The following is a 19140-nucleotide window of genomic DNA, read 5'->3' on the forward strand; positions in this document are numbered from 1 at the left end:
ATGCAAAGCGTTATCAATTACGTGAGGTTAGCGGGTGTTAACCCTGCCTTGTCGGGAACGACGCAATGCGCTCGCTTCAGCCCTCTTTGGTGCGCTAGAGAACAGACGCGCCTGGACCGGTTTCCTATGCTCAAATAGCGCCCTGCTGGCCTACGCCGTGGTGCCGTGGCGCCCAGGTACCGTCTATGCCCTTATTGTCTGGTTGGCTTCATCGTCGTCGCGCTGCGGCGTCGCCCTGGCACTCTCTTGCGCCGATCCGGGAAGAACTCTTCAGCGTCGAACGACTTGAACAGCACGCCGTCAGCCTGGCCGCCGCCCAGCGCGTGAGTGCGTCGCCGCCTCGGGTGTTTTCGTTGCAGCGGCGCCTTCAGGGCAATACCGCCGCGCTGCTCGATGCCTATCAGACCAGTGCGCAAGCGCTGGCCGACGGGCGGGATATCATGCCCGCCGCGGCCTGGCTGCTGGACAACTACCATCTGGTGGAAGCACAGATCAAGGAAGTCCGCGCCGATCTTCCGCCGGGCTACTACCGGCAGCTTCCCAAGCTGGCCGATGGGCCCTTTGCGGGCTATCCGCGAGTGCTGGGGCTGGCCTGGGCATTCGTGGCGCATACCGACAGCTACTTCGATCCCGACGTGCTGCAAAGCTTTCTGGCGGCCTATCAGCGCGTGCAGCCGCTGACCATCGGGGAGCTTTGGGCGGTGGCCATCACGCTGCGTATGGTGCTGATCGAGAACCTGCGTCGGCTGGCCGACCAGATCACCGAGGAGCAGGGGGCGCGCATCGAGGCCGACGAGCTGGCTCGGCGGCTGCTGGTACCCGATGGTGATCGTTCGGTGCCGGTGCTCGATGAACTGTCGCGCGATCAACAAGGCTTGTCCGAGGCCTTTGCCGCGCAGCTGGCCAAGCGCCTGCGCGATCAGGACCCGCGCACCATGCCGGTGCTGGGCTGGCTCGAGCATCAGCTGGCGCGCCAGGGCGACAGCATCGACGAGGTGGTTCACCGCGTTCAGCAGCGCCAGGGCGCGGCCAACGTCACCATGCGCAATATCATCAACAGCATGCGGCTGGTGTCGAGCATCGACTGGCCGGATATGGTCGAGCGCGCAAGCCTGGTGGATGCAAGGCTGGGGGCTGCCAGCGGATTTGCCGCCATGGATTTTCCGACCCGCAACCGTTACCGGAACGCCATCGAGCGCCTGGCTCGAGGCGCGACGTGCGCCGAGCTGGACGTGGTGGAACACGCTCTGGCCGCCGCCCAGCAGGCCCGCGCAAGCGAGGCGGAATTCATCGAGGCGGCGCGGGTGGGCGACCCGGGCTATCATCTGATCGGCGCGGGGCGGCGGGCGCTGGAAAACGCCATCGGCTACCGGCCCACGCTGGGCCGGCGCCTGGGGCGCGGGGTGCGCGGGCTGGGTATTGCCGGCTATCTGGGCGCGATCGGTGTCTTCACAATGGGGCTGCTGGGCCTGGCGCTCTGGGCGCTGACGGCCGTGATGCCGAACGGCTGGTCGAGCGACGGCGCGGGGCTGCTGGTCGCGCTGGCGCTTGTCGGGTGGCTGCCTGCCAGCGACGTTGCCACGGCGCTGGTCAACCTGGCAATCACTCGTCGGGTCGGGCCGCTTTCACTCCCGAGCCTTGATCTGGCCGCAGGCGTGCCGGCGTCGATGCGCACCCTGGTGGTCGTACCCACGCTGCTCACCAGCGAAGCGGAGCTTGACGATCAAATCGAACGGCTGGAAGTGCATCACCTGGCAAGCGGCGAGGGAGCGCTTCTTTATGCCCTGTTGGTGGATGGCATCGATGCCGAGCAGCAGGTGCTGGCATCGGATGCGCCGCTGCTGGCGGCAGCGCGCCGATCGATCCAGCGGCTCAATCAGCGTCATGGGGGCGTGAAGGGGGAGTCGAGCGAGCGCTTCATGCTGCTCTACCGGGGGCGCGCCTTCAACGCCGTGGAAAAGTGCTGGATGGGCTGGGAGCGCAAGCGCGGCAAACTGCACGAGCTCAACCGGTGGCTGCGCGGGGCCACGGATACCGCCTTTATCGACGCGCCGGCCGCTCCGGCCAACGTACGCTACGTGATCACCCTGGATGCAGATACTCGGCTTCCCCGAGAAGCGGCGATCCGGCTGATCGGCAAGATGGCGCACCCGCTGAATCGTCCGCGTTTCAGTGAAACCGACCGCCGGGTGGTGGAAGGCTACGGCGTGCTGCAGCCGCGCAGTTCCCCGGCGCTTCCGGTGGGCGCGGAAGGCTCGCGGTTCCAGCGGCTCTTTTCCGCCCCGGGGGGCATCGACCCTTACGCCGGCGCGGTGTCCGACGTGTATCAGGATCTCTTCGGGGAGGGCTCCTTCGCGGGTAAAGGGATCTACGATATCGATGCCTTCATGGCGGCCATGGAAGGCCGGGTGCAGGACAACACACTGCTCAGCCACGATCTTTTCGAGGGGCTTTTCGTGCGCGCGGGGCTGGTGTCGGATGTGGAAGTCGTCGAGGACTTTCCCGCGCGCTACGACGTGGCCGCCAAGCGCCAGCACCGCTGGACGCGCGGCGATTGGCAGCTTTTACCCTGGATCGTCGGCATGGCGCACTCGGGTATCAGCGCAAGGGCGCAGAGGCTTTCACTGCTGGCGCGCTGGAAGATGCTGGATAACCTGCGCCGTTCGCTGTTGATACCGGCCACCCTGGCAAGCCTTGCGTTGTGCTGGTGGCTGCCGTTGCCCGCCGCGGCTCTGGGCACACTGCTGCTGGTCGGGGTGATCGCCGTGCCGCCGCTTCTGCCGCTGCTGGCCGCCATTGTGCCTGCCCGCCCGGGGCTCGAGCTTCGTCCGCACGTCGCTCGGCTGCGTCTGCTGTCACGGATTGCGCTGATGCAGACGCTCATGCTTCTGGCCTTTCTGCCGGATCAGGCCGGGCGCATGCTCGATGCAATCGGCCGCACGCTGTTTCGCCTCGGCGTTTCCCGCCGGCACCTGCTCGAATGGACGACGGCGGCGCAAAGCGCGCTCAGCCCGCATCTCACTCCCCGGGGCTTTTATCGCGCCATGGCTTTGGGCCTGGCGGCGGGGCTTGTTGTCGCGGCGGCGGCGGTGCTGCATGACCCCCGCGTCGGGCCGGTTGTCGTGCCCATCGCTCTTTTATGGCTGTGCGCCCCGGCGCTGGCCGCCTACCTGAGCCGGGCGCCGGTGGAAACACCCCGGCGCCCGCTGAAGCCGCAAGAGCGGATCGAGCTTCGTCTGATCGCGCGGCGAACCTGGCGCTTTTTCGAGACATTCGTCACACCGCTTGAGAACGACCTTCCTCCGGACAACTTCCAGGAAGATCCGCAGCCGGTCGTGGCGCCGCGCACGTCGCCCACCAACCTGGGGCTTTACCTGCTTTCCACCGTGGCCGCGCGGGATTTCGGCTGGGCGGGGACGCTGGCCATCCTGGAGCGCCTGGAGCGCACCCTGGCCACCATGCGTCGCTTGCCGCGCTACAACGGGCATTTCTACAACTGGTATGCAACGCGCGATCTTCGTCCACTCGAACCCATCTATATCTCATCGGTGGATAGCGGCAATCTGGCGGGGCACCTTATCGCCCTGGCCAACGCCTGCGAGACCTGGCTTCCCGCCCGGGCGCTGGCCGATCTGCGCCCGGGTCTGGGCGACACGCTGCATCTGGCGCAAGAGGCACTGGGGAGGCTCGATCTACCGGAGGATCAGCGCCAGGGACTGACCGCGCAAGGCGAGGCGATCGCTGCGCTGCTCATGGCGTCACCGACCGAGCTGGCGCTACCCCGCCTCACGCTACTGAGCGAAACGCTGGCCCGTGCGGTGCGTGATCGTCTGACGCCCGGCGTCAGCGAGCCGGGCGACGAGGCGCTTTTCTGGGTCGCGGCACTTGAAAGGATGCTGGGCGAGCATGTTCAGGATACCGAGCGGCTCGGCGCGCCGGACATCGCCTCGCGCCTGCAAGCGCTGGCGACAGAGGCGCGCCAGATGGCGATGGCGATGGACTTTACCTTCTTGCTCAATGATGAGCGTCGGCTGCTGTCGATCGGCTACGCCGTGGCCCAGAATCGCCTGGATGAAAGCTGCTACGACCTGCTGGCCTCCGAGGCGCGTCTGGCGAGTCTTTTCGCGATCGCCAAGGGCGATGTGCCGACGCGCCACTGGTTTCGCCTGGGCCGTACGGCAACGCCTCTGGGCGGCGCTTCGGCCCTGATCTCCTGGTCAGGTTCCATGTTCGAGTATCTGATGCCATCGCTTTTGATGCGCGCCCCGGATGGCAGCCTGCTGGCCCAGACCAACCGCCGCGTGGTCAAGCGCCAGCGGGCCTACGGTCAGTCATTGGGCGTGCCCTGGGGGCTTTCCGAATCCGCCTATAACGCGCGGGATCTGGAGTTCACCTACCAATACTCCAACTTCGGCGTACCGGGGCTGGGCCTCAAGCGCTGGCTTTCCGCGGATGTGGTGATCGCCCCCTACGCCACCGGGCTTGCAGCCATGGTCGACCCGCTCGCGGCGCACCAGAACTTTGCCCGGCTCAAGGCCATGGGCGCGCTCGGGCGCTACGGTTTTTACGAGGCGCTGGATTTCACGCGCACGCGGCTACCGGTGGGCGAGCAGGTTGCCATCGTGCGAAGTTTCATGGCACACCATCAGGGCATGACCATCGTGTCGCTGGCCAACGCCGAGCATCAGGGGCTGATGCGTGCGCGCTTTCACCGTGAACCGATGATCAAGGCCTGCGAGCTGCTGCTTCAGGAGCGAGTGCCCCACGATATCGCCATTGCCTATCCGCGTGCGGAGGAGGTCAAGGCGGCCCCCCGGACGCTGCCCGGCGAGGCGCCGACGGTTCGCCGCTTCACCATGGCGAACGCGGCGCCCCCGGTCACGCATCTGCTCTCGAACGGCCATTACGCAGTCATGCTCACCGCCGGCGGCGGTGGCTACAGCCGCTGGCAAAGCGTGGCGGTCACCCGCTGGCGCTCGGACGCCACCTGCGACGCCTGGGGCAGCTTCATCTTTCTGCGCGATCTCCAGGACGAGGTGGCGTGGTCCGCCACCGGCCCGCTGGCAAGCACCCCCGATGCGTCGCAAAAGGATCGTCAGGAAGTGGTCTTCGCCGAGGACCACGCCAGCTACAGCCGCCGCCACGGCCCCTTGTCCAGCCTGCTCGAAGTGCTGGTTTCCGGCGAGGATAACGGCGAGGTGCGCCGGGTATCGCTGACCAACACCGGGCGTAGCGCACGGGATATCGAGGTCACAAGCTACGCGGAGCTGGTGTTGACCACGCCGGCCACGGATAACGCCCACCCGGCCTTTGCCAAGCTGTTCGTGGTGACCGAGTATCTGCCCGAACTGGGCGCGCTGATAGCCACCCGCCGCCCGCGGACCCCGGACGAGCCACCGGTGTGGGCGGCCCATTTCGCGGTGGTGGAAGGCCATGTGCTGGGCGAGCTCGAGTACGAGACCGACCGCGCGCGGTTCATCGGGCGCGGTCGCTCGCTGCCAACCGCCGCAAGCCTGGCCAAGGGCCAGGCACTGTCGAACACCGTGGGCACGGTGCTCGATCCGGTATTTTCACTGCGCTGTCGCGTTCGCGTGCCGCCGGGCAGTGGCGTGCGGGTGGCATTCTGGACCGTGGTCGCCGCCTCGCGTCAGGCGCTTGTCGATCTGATCGACAAGCATCACGACCGCAGTGCCTTCGACCGCGCCCAAACTCTGGCCTGGACCCAGGCGCAGGTCCAGCTTCGTCACTTGGGCATCAAGACCGACGAGGCGGCGGATTTTCAACGTCTGGCAGCGCCGCTGCTTTACCCGGATGCGCGGTTTCGGGCGCCCGCCGAGGCGATCCTGCGCGGCGCCGGTCCCCAATCAGGGCTCTGGCCCCACGCCATCTCCGGCGATTTACCCATCGTGCTGCTGCGTATCGATTCACTCGATGATCTGGCGCTGGTGCGTCAACTGCTGCGCGCCCACGAATACTGGCGCATGAAACGCCTGGGGGTCGACGTGGTGATCGTCAACGAACGCGCCTCTTCCTACGTTCAGGATCTGCAAAATGCCATCGAAACCGCCGTGCTCAGCAGCCAGGCACGCCCCCGACTTCGTGACGGGTTCGTTCAGGGTACGGTGACCACACTGCGCGCCGACTTGATGAGCCAGGCCTCTCAGGCGCTGCTGCGCTCGGTGGCCCACGTGGTGCTGCAGGCCCACCGCGGCCCGCTGTCGAGCCAGCTTGAGCACATCGAACCCGCCGGCAAGCCCGCCGAGCGCGCACCGGACAAGATACTTCCATCGCCGCGCAAGGAGTGGGTGGACAGCGTCAAGCACGCGGACGTGCCGGCACTCGAGTTCTTCAACGGCCTGGGCGGCTTTGATCGGCACGGGCGCGAGTACGTGACGGTGCTGACACAAGGGCACACAACGCCGGCACCCTGGATCAACGTCATGGCCAATGCCGGGTTCGGCTACCAGGTCTCTGCCGAAGGCAGCGGCTACCTGTGGGCCGAGAACAGCCGCGACAATCAACTGACCCCCTGGTCCAACGACCCGGTCACCGATGCGCCCGGTGAGGCCTTCTACCTGCGCGATGAACAAGGCGGCGCACTCTGGACGCCGACGGCGCTTCCCATACGCGATGCCGGCCGCTACCTGGCCCGCCACGGGTTCGGCTATAGCCGTTTCGAACACCAGGCGCACGGCATCGCGACCGAACTCTTGCATTTCGTGGTGCTCGATGCACCGGTCCGGGTTTCCCGAATGACGCTCGAGAACCGCTCCGGTCGGGTGCGCCGCGTGTCGGTGACGGCGTATCTCGAGTGGGTGCTGGGCACTTCGCGAAGCGAGTCCGCCCCTTTCATCGTCACCGAAATGGACGAGACGAGCGGGGCGATGCTGGCCAGGCGGCCGTGGAGTATCGGTTTTTCCGAGCGCATCGCGTTTGCCGATCTGGGCGGGCAGCAAAGCGCATGGACGGCGGATCGCCGCGAATTTCTGGGGGAGCGGGGCACGCTTGGCGCCCCGGCCGCGCTGACCGGTGACACGCCGCTGTCCGGCGCCTGCGGGGCGGGGCTTGACCCGTGTTCGGCGCTGCAGTGCGAGGTGGAAATCGCCCCCGGTGCTCGGGTCGAGGTGATCGCTCTGGTGGGGCAGGGCCGCTCGCTTGACGAAGTGCGATCGCTCATCGCGCGCTATCGGGCGGCGGATCTGGACGCGGAGCTGGCGGCTGTCGAGGCGCACTGGCAGGCGCGGCTGAATGCCGTGCAGGTGAAAACGCCGGATCGCGCCATGGATATCATGCTCAACGGCTGGCTGCTCTATCAAACGCTGGCGTGTCGAATCACGGCGCGGTCCGCCTTCTATCAGGCCAGCGGGGCTTACGGGTTTCGCGACCAGCTACAGGACGGCATGGCGCTGAGTTTCGCCTGCCCCGCGATCACGCGAGCGCATCTGCTCACCGCCGCCTCGCGCCAGTTCGTCGAAGGCGATGTACAGCATTGGTGGTTACCGCAAGAGGGGCAGGGGGTGCGCACGCGGATTTCCGACGACCGGGTCTGGCTGGCCTACGCCTGCGCCCTGTATATCGAGACCTCCGGTGAGGCTTCGATTCTTGAGCAACGTGTTTCCTTTCTCGAAGGGCCAGCACTGAAGGACGACGAGCACGATGCTTTCTTCCAGCCCGAAACCGCCGTCGAGACGGGCACGCTGTTCGAGCACTGCGCCCGAGGGCTCGATCAGAGCCTGGCCTTGACCGGCGAAAACGGCCTGCCCTTGATCGGTGGCGGCGACTGGAACGATGGCATGAACCGGGTGGGGGTGGCGGGCAAGGGCGAAAGCGTGTGGCTGGGCTGGCTTTTGCTGCGTACCCTTGGGCTGTTCGCCCCCTACGCTGAGCGTTACGACCCGCCTCGCGCCGAGCGCTGGCGCGCCCACGCGAAGGGGCTTCGTGAAGCGCTCGATAGCGTCGCCTGGGACGGCCAGTGGTACCGGCGCGCCTGTTTTGACGATGGCAGCTGGCTGGGGGCAGAGGGCGCCGAGGAGTGTCGCATCGATGCCATCGCGCAGACCTGGGCGGTGCTCTCCGGCGGCGCCGATCCCGAAAAAGCCGCGTGTGCCATGCGGTCGTTCAAGCGCGAACTGGTGCGAGACGAGAGGGGGATGGCACTGCTGTTCTGGCCGCCTTTTGACAAGATACCCAAGGACCCGGGCTATATTCGCGGCTACCCGCCGGGGCTTCGCGAAAACGGTGGCCAGTACAGCCATGCAGCGATGTGGGGAATTCTGGCGTTTACCGAGCTTGATGAGGCGGACGAAGCGGTGTCACTTTTCGGGCTGCTCAATCCCATCAATCATGCACGCACGCCGGACGCCACGCAGCGCTACAAGGTCGAACCCTATGTCGTCGCCGCGGATGTCTACTCGGTGGCGCCCCATGAAGGGCGTGGTGGCTGGACCTGGTACACCGGCTCTGCGGCCTGGATGTACCGTGCGGGCATCGAGGGCATCCTGGGGCTTCGCCGCCGCGGGCAGACGCTTGTCATCGCGCCCTGTCTGCCGACCTCCTGGTGGGGGTTCGAGGTCCAGGTGTGTGTCGATGCTACTCGCTACGCTATCCGGGTTGATCAGGTAACAGAAGAGGCTTCTGACCGGGCCGTGCTCGACGACTCAGCGCTTCCCGATGTTGACGGGCCGCTTATTCTGCCGCTGGACGGCGGCGATCACCGGCTAACGCTCACGCTGGCGCAAGGCGATGCAGGGCTGGATGGAGGTAAAAAGGGGCTAAGCCGGATTTAAGCGCCAGGGGCCATGGTGCGGACGTACAGCGCGCAGTCCGTCTCGTAACACGAGCAAGCCACCGCGATCAGCCCCGGCCGGTCGAGAATAATGATCTCACCGCGGTGGTAGTCGATGAGCCCACTCGTTTGCAGCGTAATGGCGGAAAGGGTAATACCTGCACGGCGAACGCCCAACATGATGGCCAGAAACTCGTGGGTCAGCTGTAGGTGGTTCGAGCGTGCACGGTCCTGAGTCATCAACAGCCAGCGAGCGAGGCGCTCCTCGATACGGTGAAAGTGGATACACCCTGCCGCGCCGGCGAACTGATTCATTACCACGTAGAGGTAGCGCATGAGCCGGCGATGTAGCTCGGGGCTGTTGGCGACCAGCAGGCGAAAGGCATCGGCCTCGATACGTAACGCGCTGCCAGCGCCCTGCACGATTCCCATCAGGGTGGGGTGGTCGACGCCCAAAAGTGTGGCCACGCCCAGCATGCCTTCATGGCCTGCCATGGCGACTTCGAGCCGGCTATCGGTATCGAGCACCGTCATTTGTGAAATAAAGCCGTCGGTCGGGAAATAGACGTGGCGCTGGAGCTGGGTGGGGCGCTGGAGAATCTCCCCAAAGATCAGGGGCACCGACTCGCACACGCCTGAAAAACGATCCCGTTCCACGCCGGGCAAATCCGCGAGCAGTTGGTTGGCACTGAGCAAGCGATGAATGGGCGTCATGTGCCCCTCTGATGAAGTAAACCAGGCAAACGGCACGTTAAAACGGCGCTATCGTTTCAATGTCGACTGCAGTGAGTGCATGTTCTGGTGATGCACATCTACAGTACCAATTGATAACGGCGGCGTCGGCACGCAAGCGTACATAGCAGGGCCGACGTACAGAAATAAACGAAACCGTAAGCGCCGGTGTTACGTCACATCCGCGTGCTTGAGTAGGCGGTCGTACTCGTTTTTCACCACCGCGTAGCATTCGCACACGCGGGCTTCCAGCCCGGCCCGGTCACGTACGGTAATGCGGCCACGGTTATAGGCAATGAGGCCGGCCTTTTGCAGTTTTCCTGCGGACTCGGTAACGCCCTCACGACGAACGCCCAGCATGTTGGCAATCAGCTCCTGCGTCATCACCAGTTCGTTGCCCGGTAGCCGGTCGAGGCTCAGCAACAGCCAGCGGCAAAGCTGCTGGTCGACGCTGTGGTGGCGATTGCAGACCGCCGTTTGTGCCATCTGGGTCAGCAGCGCTTGGGTGTAGCGCAGCAGCAGGCGCTGCAGGCCACCGGCGCGATCGAACTCGCGTTTGACCAACGCCCCCTTGAGGCGGTACGCACGCCCCGAACTTTGCACGATGGCGCGGCTGGGAGTGGTTTCGCCACCCATGAACAGCGAAACACCGATCATTCCTTCGCGGCCGACCACCGCGATCTCGGTAGAGGCGCCGTTTTCGATGACGCACAACAGCGACACGATGGCGTCGATGGGAAAGTACACGTGAGTCAACGTTCGGCCCGACTCATGCAGCGACTGGCCCAGCGCCAGGGTGACTTCCTCGAGGTGCGGTGTCAGGTGAGCAAGCTCTTCTTCATTGAGTAAGCCAAGCAAACCATTTTGACTAAATGGGCGTAGCTTGAGCATTAAGTAATCCCCCCTTGGTTCACATAAAACGGCGTGGTGCTTGAGTAGAGTTAATTTTTTCTATTTATCAGCAATTTATAATTTTTGAAGTAAATGCTTTTCGTTAGACAAGCCTTTTTTGAGTATAGAGACCCTGGACAATAATTCTGTACGCTGTCGAACATAGCCGTGTGATCGATAGCGTGCTTACTGTAACGCTATGTAAAAAAAACACTCAAATAGCGTTGAAAACGCCTTTCCCATGTTCGCCAACGTACAGTAGACGACCAGAAGGTTGACTATGGTCTTCAACGTATATCCTGGGAAGAAGGGGGAAAGGGGGTGCCTTGTAACCCCAATGCCCGGGCTTTCGATGGGGGATATGTATCGCGCCGCATTGAGATAGCGATACGTCTGATCACGTTCAAAACGCCGCCACTGCTTGGGGCGAGAGGCTTAAAAAAATACCGGCTGAAAAAAGCCGTAAAAAAGCAGGGCAGGCATCGGTCGATCATAAAGCATCATCCCGGATGCAATTACACATGGGGAAAATGGCATGCTATACGGAGATGGCAATAATCGTCCCAGAGAGACAAAGGCTTTCAAAAAACTGGCGCTCGACGCGGACTCGCAGGGAGGGGAGGCCGCCTGGGTCGCCGAGAAGAGCTGGGCTCACGTTACGCTGAACTCCATTACCGACGCGGTGTTGACCACGGACATGCACGGCCGGGTCACCTACCTGAACCGCGTGGCGGAAGCGCTGATTGGCTGGTCGAGGGTGGAAGCCGCTGGCAAGCCCGTCGAGGACATCCTGTCGATGGTCGATAGCCATACCTATCAAACGATGGTCAATCCAGCGATCCGCGCCATGATCGAGGATCGCGCTCAAGGCTTCGTTCTCGGCGCCGTTCTGATCCACCGGGACGGCAGCCAGCGCGAGATAGAAAGCTCCGCGGTCCCGGTTCACAATCTTTCGGGCATGATCGTCGGGGCCGTCGTCGTCTTTCATGATGCCTGCCAGTCGCATATCCGCTCGGCTCAATTCGCCTATCAGGCGCAGCACGATCCGCTTACCTCCCTTCCCAATCGCTTTCTCTTTGCCGATAGATTGGCGCGGGCGGTGGGCCTGGCAAAGCGCCACCAGCACAAGATGGCGCTTATCTACCTCGACATGGATCATTTCAAGGCCATCAACGACACGTTCGGGCACGCCCTGGGCGATCGCTACCTGCAGATCGTGGCTGAGCGTCTGAGCGGCTGTATCCGTACCACCGATACCGTCTGCCGCCAGGGTGGGGATGAGTTCGTGGTGCTATTGAGCGAAATCGAAAGCGTAAAGAGCGCGCTAAACGTGGCATCGAAGATCCTGACCGCATTGGCCACGCCCTGCCAACTGGCCGGCCATGAACACACCTTCAGTGCCAGTATCGGGGTGAGCATCTATCCGGATCACTCGACCGACGAGCAGGCGCTGCTTCACTACGCCGATCTTGCGATGTACTGCGCCAAGCAAAACGGCCGGCAGCAGTGTCGGCTGTATCTGGCCGAAATGGAAGAGCGTCAATCCTGACGGTGGGCGCCAATGAAAAACGGGTAACAAACGCCCGGGCACGATCAGCCCGGCAGGGCCAGCGCCGCCAAAATCACTACGACGCCAAACACCGTGACGCCCGCGGCCACGGGCCAGCCCAGTGAACGCGTACGTCGCCACACCAAACAAGTGGTCAGCAGGCCAAGGGCGGTCGCGACCCAGGAGGTGGTGCCTGGGTTGACCGGCACGATCGACACTCCCAGCACCGCGGCGATCATCAAGGGCCCCAGCGTGGCCAGCCACCCCGGCAACGGGCTCGGGCCATCGCGCTGGTCGAGGCGCCGCTGCATCCAGAGAAACGGCGCCACGCGAATCAACAGCGTGCCCAGCGCCGACATCGCCACGGCGATCCAGAGCTCGACACTCATGCGCGCCCCCTGGCGGAAAACCGCACCGCGTAAAAGCACAGCGCCCCGCACGCCGCCCCCAGTGGAATCGCAACGTTGCTGGCGCCGGTCAGCGTCAAAGCCAGCGCCGCAACGATAGTGACGATGAGCGCCAGCGACCAGCGCAGGTCGACAAAACGCGGCGCGGTCATGGCGAGAAACAGCGCCGGCAGGGCAAAGGGCATGATCTCACCCAGAAGCGGCCAATACGCGGTCACCGCCTCGCCGGCCACCGCGCCAATCACGGTGCCTACCACCCAAACCGCCCAGGCCATCAGCGCACAGCCCAGAAACCAGCCGAAGCGCCGCGCGGGGGCGAGCGCCGGGAGTCTCGTCAGCGCCAGGGCGAAGACCTGATCGGTCAGCCCGTGCATGAGCCAGAGCCAGTGTCGACTTCGGGGCAGTAGCGCGGCCAGGTTGGGGCCATATACCAGGTGGCGGGCGTTGATTAAAAGGGTCAACGCAACGACCAGCCAAAGCGGTGCGCCCGTGGCGATCATGCCCACGAACAGAAACTGCGAGGCGCCGGCGTAGATCAAAAGCGAAATCGCCGCCGCCTCGAACGTCGTAAAGCCGGCCTGAGTCGCCACCAGCCCGAACGACAGCGATACCGGTATGTAGCCGCCCAGCAGCGGAATGCCCTCGCGTGCGCCCTGAAGGGCGGCGTGCCAAACAAAGTGGGGGCCGGCACTGGATTCGGTGGACGCGCGCATGGGACCTCGATGCCTTTGAGCTGTCAATGTTGGTGCGTAACACGAGATGGCGAGTGGTACGTGATAGCGATCGATGCAGGTAGCTAGTGGTAAGTAATGGTCACCAGCAGCGTGGCGCGATCAAGACCGGTGCGATAAAGGTGCGGTCGGTCGGCGTTGAATTGGGCACTGTCACCGGGAGCCAGCCATCGCAGCGCGCCGAGTTCACCCGCCTCGATGCGTCCGCTAATGACGAACAGCGTCTCGACGGTGCCTGGAGTGTGCCCTTCGGCCTGGCGCTCGGAATTGGGTGCGAACCCCATCCAGTAAGCGTCGACCTGGGGCGTGCTTTGGCCCTGCTCGATCAGGGTGAGCTTTACATCGTCGTCGCAAAGCGCCTCGTCGACCGGCGCAATCAGCGCCCCAAAGGGCACCCCGAGCTGCACCGCCAGGCGCCAGATCGTATCCAGCGTCGGGTTACCGCTACCTTGCTCGAGCCGGCTCAGGTTGGATTTGGCCATGCCCGCCGCGCTTGCCAGCTGGCTCAGCGACAGCCCGCGCGCCAAGCGCAAACGCTGAAGGTGCGCGCCCAGCGTGCGTAGCGTCTCTTCTTTCATGATGGACCGTTCGCTTATCCAGCGAGGTGCTATTTTTAAGGTGTTCTTTTTAGAGAACGCTTTATATAAGAAACGTTTTATAAAAAGAACGCCGGGTCGTCAACCCGGCGTGGTGAATAAAACGATGAGAGGGGAGATAAAGAGAAGGCGCGGGCTGAAAAATCAGGCGTCTGCTTTTTTCGCGCGACAGGCAGCGGCGGTAAAGAGCACGTCGGTCGAGGAGTTCAGCGCGGTCTCGGTGGCGTCCTGCACCACGCTGATCACAAAGCCGATCGCCACGGCCTGCATCGCCACTTCCGTCGAGATGCCGAACAGGCTCGCCGCCATGGGAATCAGCATCAGCGAGCCGCCGGCCACGCCCGAGACCCCACAGGCGGCCAGCGCCGAGACCACACATAGCAGCAGCGCGGTCGGAAAATCGACGCCGATGCCAAGGGTGTGGGTCATGGCCAGCGTGATCACGGTGATGGTGATCGCCGCGCCGCACATGTTGATGGTCGCGCCTAGCGGTATCGAGATCGAGTAGGTATCGGCGTCGAGCTCGAGTTTGCGGCAAAGCTCCAGATTCACCGGAATATTGGCCGCGGAGCTGCGGGTGAAAAAGGCGGTAATGGCGCTCTCTCGCAGGCAGGTCCAGACCAGCGGGTAGGGATTTCGCCGTGTCACGACGTAGACCAGCAGCGGGTTGGTGATGAGCGCGACGACGCCCATGCAGCCCACGATGATACCCAAGAGCTGGGCGTACTTGAGCAGCGCCGAGGCGCCGGACTCCGCCAGTGTTCCCGCCACCAGGCCGAAGATGCCCAGCGGCGCCAGGCGAATCACCAGAGTGACGAGCCGGGTGACCGCCCCGGACAGATCCGAAAGCGCCTGGCGAGTCGTGTCGCTTGCCTGGCGCAGTGCCAGCCCCAAACCCACCGCCCAGACCAGAATGGCCACGAAGTTGGCCTCCATCAGCGCGCTGACCGGGTTGGAAATGGCATTGAGCAGCAGATCCCGCAGTACGCCAACGATGTCGCCCGGCGGGTTGCCGTCGGCTTGGGGCGCGTCCAGCGCAAGCTCGGTGGGCAGCAGGAAACTCGCGCTCACGGCGATCAACGCCGCAATCAGCGTGCCGATGACATAAAGCACCAGCACCGAGCGAATCTGCGTGGGCCGGCCCTTCTGGTGAGCCGCGATCGCCGCCATTACCAGCACGAACACCAGAATGGGTGCGACCGCTTGCAGCGCGCTGATGAATAGCTGACCAAGCAGCGCCACGCGGGTGGCCACCGCCGGCGAAAGTAGCGCCAGCGCAACGCCGGCGGCGATACCGATGAGAATTTGAGAAATCAGGCCCAGCCGTAATAGAGGCCGAAACGCCGCTTGGGCAGTCGCAATCATTGCAAAGCTCTTGGTCAGTCAGGACAAGGCGTCGACGCGCTGTTCGACGCTCGCGAAAGGCGGGTATTCTAGCAGTGAAGGCACAGGGCAGGGGCGTTGCGAGAAAAAAACGTCAGACCCAAAGCAACGCCGGCGTTGTTGATAAGCGGACACAAAAAAACGGCTTGCTTTCATCCGGAAAGCAAGCCGTTTTTATTAAGCCTGGCCGTTAAACCATCACGCCACGGCGGCTTCAGTCTCGACGCTAACTTTATGTGCAGCGACCGGGCTAACGGTCCTGGACTTGGCGGTCGCACTCATGGCATCGACCATGGCGTAGCCCTTGTTGATCAGCTCGACCACGTCCGGCGAAGAGCCCCACTTCAACAGCATCTCATCGAGATAAAGCTCAGCGGTCGTAAAATGGCCGCAATGGCTCAACATTTTGGCGATGGTGAAGTCCGTATGCGGCGTGTCGAACATTTCGCTGCGGATTTCCTTGATCGCCAGCTGAAGGCCGGCTTCCGAGATGTTTTCCAGTTGTAATCTGTGCATGCCACCACTCCTTGTGAATGCTGATACTTGAATAAAGTATTTATTTATACGCGTCTTGTACCAATTCACAGTAATACACCTCATCAGCAGAAGCAATCACCAATTTTGGCCCTATCGAAAAAATTGATGCGTATAAAAAAAACCCCGCCGACGGTGGCAGGGTTTTCGCTGTGAATACGGGGTCTTAAAGCGGTACTACGAAAGCGAGCGTTGCAAGGCTTCCGGCGAGAAAGGCGGCGGCGGTCAACCATAAAAACTCCGCGTTACTCTCCTTTTCTCTCCTAAGCTTCTGTTCGCTTAGATATTTTTCCAGATGCTCTGGGCTTCCTGGTTGAGCCCCATTGAAAAGATGTTGGCGTATCATCTTAACTCCTTGAGCGTAAACGATTTGAGTAAATCCCCTCGTACGTGTTTCGTGACCAGCCCGATGCTTGTACAGACATTCTCTGGGTCATGGCGAAAGTATAGACCATGTACCGGGTGCGGCGTTCATGAAAGTTGTACAAAAAGTTAACCTGAAGGTCATCAAAACGGCACACAGGAAACGTTCGTTTGCTAACCGGTTAATCTCAAAGGCGATGTCCTCAGGGAGGCCGATGCATCGATATTCTATAAGAAACCATGCATGTAAACGGGAAGGGCGGTTTATTCAACTAAAGTTGTTAGACTTTGGTAGTAATCGGGGCTAATTCACTGGACTAATAGCCGCTTGCAGGGAATAAAGGGCCCTCTAAAATCGGCGACGCTGTTTTAGCCATCTCAAGGCGCTGTCGCGAAGCGTCTTTACTGCTCACTCAATACCAAGCGGTACTGCCCCATGTTCAAAACGGCCACCCTATCGGTCTGGGACCAGCTTTGGCACTATCATTATCAGGCCAAACACCTTCTTCTGTGCGCACTGCCGACCTCCGGTGCCCCTGGCGCTACCGGTGCGCAGGGCGGTTCAGGTACGCCGACGCCTCCCGATAACACCCCCTCGCCGCGCCCGCCGGCGTACAATCGTGCGCAGTCCATCGGGCTCGTGCTCGGGCCGCTGATGTTCGCGCTAACGGTGATGTTCTTCGAGCCGGCGGATTTGAGCTTCGAAGGCCGCATGGTGCTGGCGACCACGCTTTGGGTCGCCATCTGGTGGATCACCGAGGCCATTCCGATTCCGGCGACCTCACTGCTACCGATCATACTGCTGCCCATTACCGGAGCGCTCGAGGGCAGTGCTGTCACCGCCGCTTACGGTAATCCGATCGTCTTTCTGTTTTTGGGCGGTTTTTTGATCGCGCTGGCAATGGAGAAATGGGATCTGCACAAGCGTATCGCGCTGACCATCATTTCCGTGCTCGGCACCAGTATCAACAGCATCGTGTTCGGCTTCATGGCCGCCACGGGCTTTCTTTCGATGTGGGTGTCCAACACCGCCTCGGTGATGATGATGCTGCCGATCGCCACCGCGATCGTCTATCAGGTCACCCAGGAGCTTGCCAAGAGCGACGGCGACCACAGCGGTGAAATCGACAAGTTCAGCAAGGCGCTGATTTTCGGTGTCGGCTACGGCGGTACCATCGGTGGTCTCGGCACGCTGATCGGCACGCCCCCCAACATCATTCTGGCCGCCGTAGTCAGCGAGCTGTTCGGCTATGAAATCTCGTTCGCCAGCTGGCTGATGTTCGCCTTCCCGGTCGTGGTCTTGCTGCTGTTCATCGGCTGGCTCATGCTCACGCGCTTTATCTACCCGATGAACCTGGGCCATCTGCCCGGCGGCAAGGAGTTGATCAAAAAGGAGATGGAGGCGCTTGGGCGCACCAGCTTCGAGGAGAAAGCGGTGCTGGCCGTGTTCCTGCTGGCAGCGTTTTTCTGGATCACCCGCTCGTTTTTATGGCAGGGCCAGGTCATCAATATCCCCGGCATCAACGACACCATGATCGCGATCACCGCGGCGGTGGCTCTGTTTTTGATTCCCTCTCGCACCAAGGGCGGCTGCCTGCTGGACTGGGAAATCGCCCGTGACGTGCCCTGGGGTATTTTGCTGCTCTTTGGGGGCGGTCTGGCGATCGCCGCCGGCTTCAACTCGTCAGGCCTGGCCGCCTGGATGGGCGATCAAATGAGCGTGCTGGAAGGCGTCAACTTCCTGATGGTGATTCTGCTCTCCGCGGCCATGGTGCTCTATCTCACCGAGATCACCTCCAACACCGCGACCGCGACCATGATACTGCCGGTACTGGCGTCTTTGGCGCTGGCGCTGAACGTGCATCCGTTCGTGCTGATGGTGCCGGCGGCCATGGCGGCCAACTGTGCCTTCATGCTGCCAGTGGGCACGCCGCCCAACGCGATCATCTTCGCCACCGGCAAGATCACCATCGCCGAAATGGTGCGCAACGGCTTCTGGCTCAACATCATCGCGCTGATTCTGATCGTGGCCGCGACCTACTTCCTGCTCCCGGCACTTTGGAGCGTGGATCTGACGGTCTATCCGGACGCGTTTCGCAACTAAGCTGCTCGCGTTTAGTCACCAGGCCCAAAGCCCCCGTTCGATGCGGGGGCTTTTCGTTGGCAGATGAGCGCCGCCTCGCTACGCTGGATGAAACGCTCACGGCAATGAGCTTTAGCGCCAGAAATTTCTCACGCACAAACTCCTGGCGCCACGAATCTTGAAAAGGAGAACCGCATGGACTCGCAAGGCGACTCGCAAACCCGTATCCGCCAGGCCCTTGGCGTCAAGGCGTCGATCGATGTGAAAGAGGAGATCGAGCGGCGCGTGGCGTTTCTTTATCAGCGCCTCAAGGACACCGGCCTGCGTGCGCTGGTGCTCGGCATCAGCGGCGGCGTCGACTCCACCGTGACCGGGCGCCTTTGCCAGCTCGCGGTAGAGCGAGCCCGCGCCCAGGGCCGCAAGGCCGAGTTCTACGCCATGCGCCTGCCCTACGCCGTGCAGGCCGATGAAAACGACGCCCAGCAGGCGCTCGACTTCATCCGGGCCGATCATCTGCTCACGGTGAACGTCAAGCCCGCCAGCGACGCCGCCCTCAAGGCGCTCGAGGAGGGCGGCCTTGTGTTTCGCGACGAGCACCAGCGCGATTTCGTGCTGGGTAACATCAAGGCGCGCCAGCGCATGGTGGCGCAGTACGCGGTGGCCGGCGCCCACGCGGGGCTGGTGGTCGGCACCGACCACGCCGCCGAGGCGCTGATGGGCTTTTTCACCAAGTTTGGCGACGGCGCCTGCGACGTGGTGCCACTCGCCGGGCTCACCAAGGACCAGGTGCGGCGCCTCGGCGCCGAGCTCGGCGCGCCGGCGTCGCTGGTGAAAAAGCCGCCCACCGCGGATCTCGAAACCCTCAAGCCGCAGCTTGCCGACGAGGACGCCCTGGGCGTGACCTACGCCGAGATCGATGCCTTTCTGACCGGCGAAGAGGTCGACGACGCGGCGCGCAGGACCATCCTGCAGACCTTCGAGCGTACCCAGCACAAGCGGGATCTGCCCATCGCGCCCTGAAGCGTTCAGCGGCGTCGCAGTGCCAGTGCCCGGGGGTGAAGGTCGATGATAAGATGCGGGCACTTT

Annotated in this window: 12 protein-coding genes; 4 read left to right on the top strand and 8 right to left on the bottom strand. The window is 62.9% G+C overall.

What is annotated here, in order from left to right; translation table 11 throughout:
• The first annotated feature begins 185 nt into the window (after positions 1 to 185).
• Positions 186 to 8786: a GH36-type glycosyl hydrolase domain-containing protein gene (locus tag RN347_RS04600; RefSeq protein ID WP_311960337.1), complete on the top strand. Its 8601-nt coding sequence runs from the start codon at positions 186 to 188 to the stop codon at positions 8784 to 8786.
• On the opposite strand, the gene RN347_RS04605 is transcribed toward RN347_RS04600, so the two are convergent.
• Together RN347_RS04605 and RN347_RS04610 are read right to left on the bottom strand one after the other, a co-directional pair.
• Positions 8783 to 9499, bottom strand: coding sequence for a Crp/Fnr family transcriptional regulator (locus RN347_RS04605; RefSeq protein WP_263584757.1), 717 nt, complete (start codon positions 9497 to 9499; stop codon positions 8783 to 8785). The two genes, RN347_RS04600 and RN347_RS04605, sit on opposite strands and share 4 nt — an antisense overlap.
• Before the next feature lie 189 nt (positions 9500 to 9688).
• Positions 9689 to 10408 (bottom strand): Crp/Fnr family transcriptional regulator, encoded by a 720-nt coding sequence (locus tag RN347_RS04610; RefSeq protein ID WP_263584756.1) that lies wholly within the window; start codon positions 10406 to 10408, stop codon positions 9689 to 9691.
• Between the two features lie 535 nt (positions 10409 to 10943).
• Here RN347_RS04610 and RN347_RS04615 point away from each other — a divergent pair.
• Complete coding sequence (locus RN347_RS04615; RefSeq protein WP_311960338.1) at positions 10944 to 11957, top strand: diguanylate cyclase domain-containing protein; 1014 nt, start codon at positions 10944 to 10946, stop codon at positions 11955 to 11957.
• Positions 11958 to 12001: 44 nt separating this feature from the next.
• Here the strand turns inward: RN347_RS04615 and RN347_RS04620 are convergent, their stop codons facing one another.
• From RN347_RS04620 to RN347_RS04645, 6 genes are all read right to left on the bottom strand, one after another.
• Positions 12002 to 12346: an AzlD domain-containing protein gene (locus RN347_RS04620; RefSeq protein ID WP_263584754.1), complete on the bottom strand. Its 345-nt coding sequence runs from the start codon at positions 12344 to 12346 to the stop codon at positions 12002 to 12004.
• Entirely contained in the window at positions 12343 to 13077 is a 735-nt protein-coding gene (locus RN347_RS04625; protein ID WP_311960339.1) for an AzlC family ABC transporter permease, read from the bottom strand. The genes RN347_RS04620 and RN347_RS04625 overlap by 4 nt, the downstream gene beginning before the upstream one ends.
• Before the next feature lie 83 nt (positions 13078 to 13160).
• Positions 13161 to 13673 carry an XRE family transcriptional regulator gene (locus RN347_RS04630; RefSeq protein WP_311960340.1) on the bottom strand — a complete coding sequence of 171 codons (513 nt, stop codon included), beginning with the start codon at positions 13671 to 13673 and terminating at the stop codon, positions 13161 to 13163.
• Positions 13674 to 13835: 162 nt separating this feature from the next.
• On the bottom strand, positions 13836 to 15056 hold the full coding sequence (sstT, locus tag RN347_RS04635) for a serine/threonine transporter SstT (protein WP_311960341.1): 1221 nt from the start codon (positions 15054 to 15056) through the stop codon (positions 13836 to 13838).
• Between the two features lie 216 nt (positions 15057 to 15272).
• A complete protein-coding gene (locus RN347_RS04640) occupies positions 15273 to 15590 on the bottom strand; it encodes a hypothetical protein (RefSeq protein WP_311960342.1) in 318 nt (105 codons plus the stop codon).
• Between the two features lie 184 nt (positions 15591 to 15774).
• Positions 15775 to 15954 carry a hypothetical protein gene (locus tag RN347_RS04645; RefSeq protein WP_263584749.1) on the bottom strand — a complete coding sequence of 60 codons (180 nt, stop codon included), beginning with the start codon at positions 15952 to 15954 and terminating at the stop codon, positions 15775 to 15777.
• 453 nt (positions 15955 to 16407) lie between these two features.
• On the opposite strand from RN347_RS04645, the gene RN347_RS04650 reads away from it, so the two are divergent.
• Positions 16408 to 18075 (top strand): DASS family sodium-coupled anion symporter, encoded by a 1668-nt coding sequence (locus RN347_RS04650; RefSeq protein WP_311960343.1) that lies wholly within the window; start codon positions 16408 to 16410, stop codon positions 18073 to 18075.
• Positions 18076 to 18249: 174 nt separating this feature from the next.
• Positions 18250 to 19074 (top strand): ammonia-dependent NAD(+) synthetase, encoded by an 825-nt coding sequence (nadE, locus tag RN347_RS04655; RefSeq protein ID WP_311960344.1) that lies wholly within the window; start codon positions 18250 to 18252, stop codon positions 19072 to 19074.
• Positions 19075 to 19140 lie beyond the last annotated feature (66 nt).

This window comes from Halomonas sp. PAMB 3264 (assembly GCF_031954245.1).
Classification (GTDB): Bacteria; Pseudomonadota; Gammaproteobacteria; order Pseudomonadales; family Halomonadaceae; genus Vreelandella.

What these genes read in the sequence shown, in the direction of transcription:
- RN347_RS04650 (WP_311960343.1), top strand. Translation starts at nt 16,408, where the DNA reads ATGTTCAAAACGGCCACCCTATCGGTCTGGGACCAGCTTTGGCACTAT.
- RN347_RS04615 (WP_311960338.1), top strand. Translation starts at nt 10,944, where the DNA reads ATGCTATACGGAGATGGCAATAATCGTCCCAGAGAGACAAAGGCTTTC.
- nadE (WP_311960344.1), top strand. Translation starts at nt 18,250, where the DNA reads ATGGACTCGCAAGGCGACTCGCAAACCCGTATCCGCCAGGCCCTTGGC.
- RN347_RS04605 (WP_263584757.1), bottom strand. Translation starts at nt 9,499, where the DNA reads ATGACGCCCATTCATCGCTTGCTCAGTGCCAACCAACTGCTCGCGGAT.
- sstT (WP_311960341.1), bottom strand. Translation starts at nt 15,056, where the DNA reads ATGATTGCGACTGCCCAAGCGGCGTTTCGGCCTCTATTACGGCTGGGC.
- RN347_RS04610 (WP_263584756.1), bottom strand. Translation starts at nt 10,408, where the DNA reads ATGCTCAAGCTACGCCCATTTAGTCAAAATGGTTTGCTTGGCTTACTC.
- RN347_RS04645 (WP_263584749.1), bottom strand. Translation starts at nt 15,954, where the DNA reads ATGATACGCCAACATCTTTTCAATGGGGCTCAACCAGGAAGCCCAGAG.
- RN347_RS04630 (WP_311960340.1), bottom strand. Translation starts at nt 13,673, where the DNA reads ATGAAAGAAGAGACGCTACGCACGCTGGGCGCGCACCTTCAGCGTTTG.
- RN347_RS04640 (WP_311960342.1), bottom strand. Translation starts at nt 15,590, where the DNA reads ATGCACAGATTACAACTGGAAAACATCTCGGAAGCCGGCCTTCAGCTG.
- RN347_RS04625 (WP_311960339.1), bottom strand. Translation starts at nt 13,077, where the DNA reads ATGCGCGCGTCCACCGAATCCAGTGCCGGCCCCCACTTTGTTTGGCAC.
- RN347_RS04620 (WP_263584754.1), bottom strand. Translation starts at nt 12,346, where the DNA reads ATGAGTGTCGAGCTCTGGATCGCCGTGGCGATGTCGGCGCTGGGCACG.
- RN347_RS04600 (WP_311960337.1), top strand. Translation starts at nt 186, where the DNA reads ATGCCCTTATTGTCTGGTTGGCTTCATCGTCGTCGCGCTGCGGCGTCG.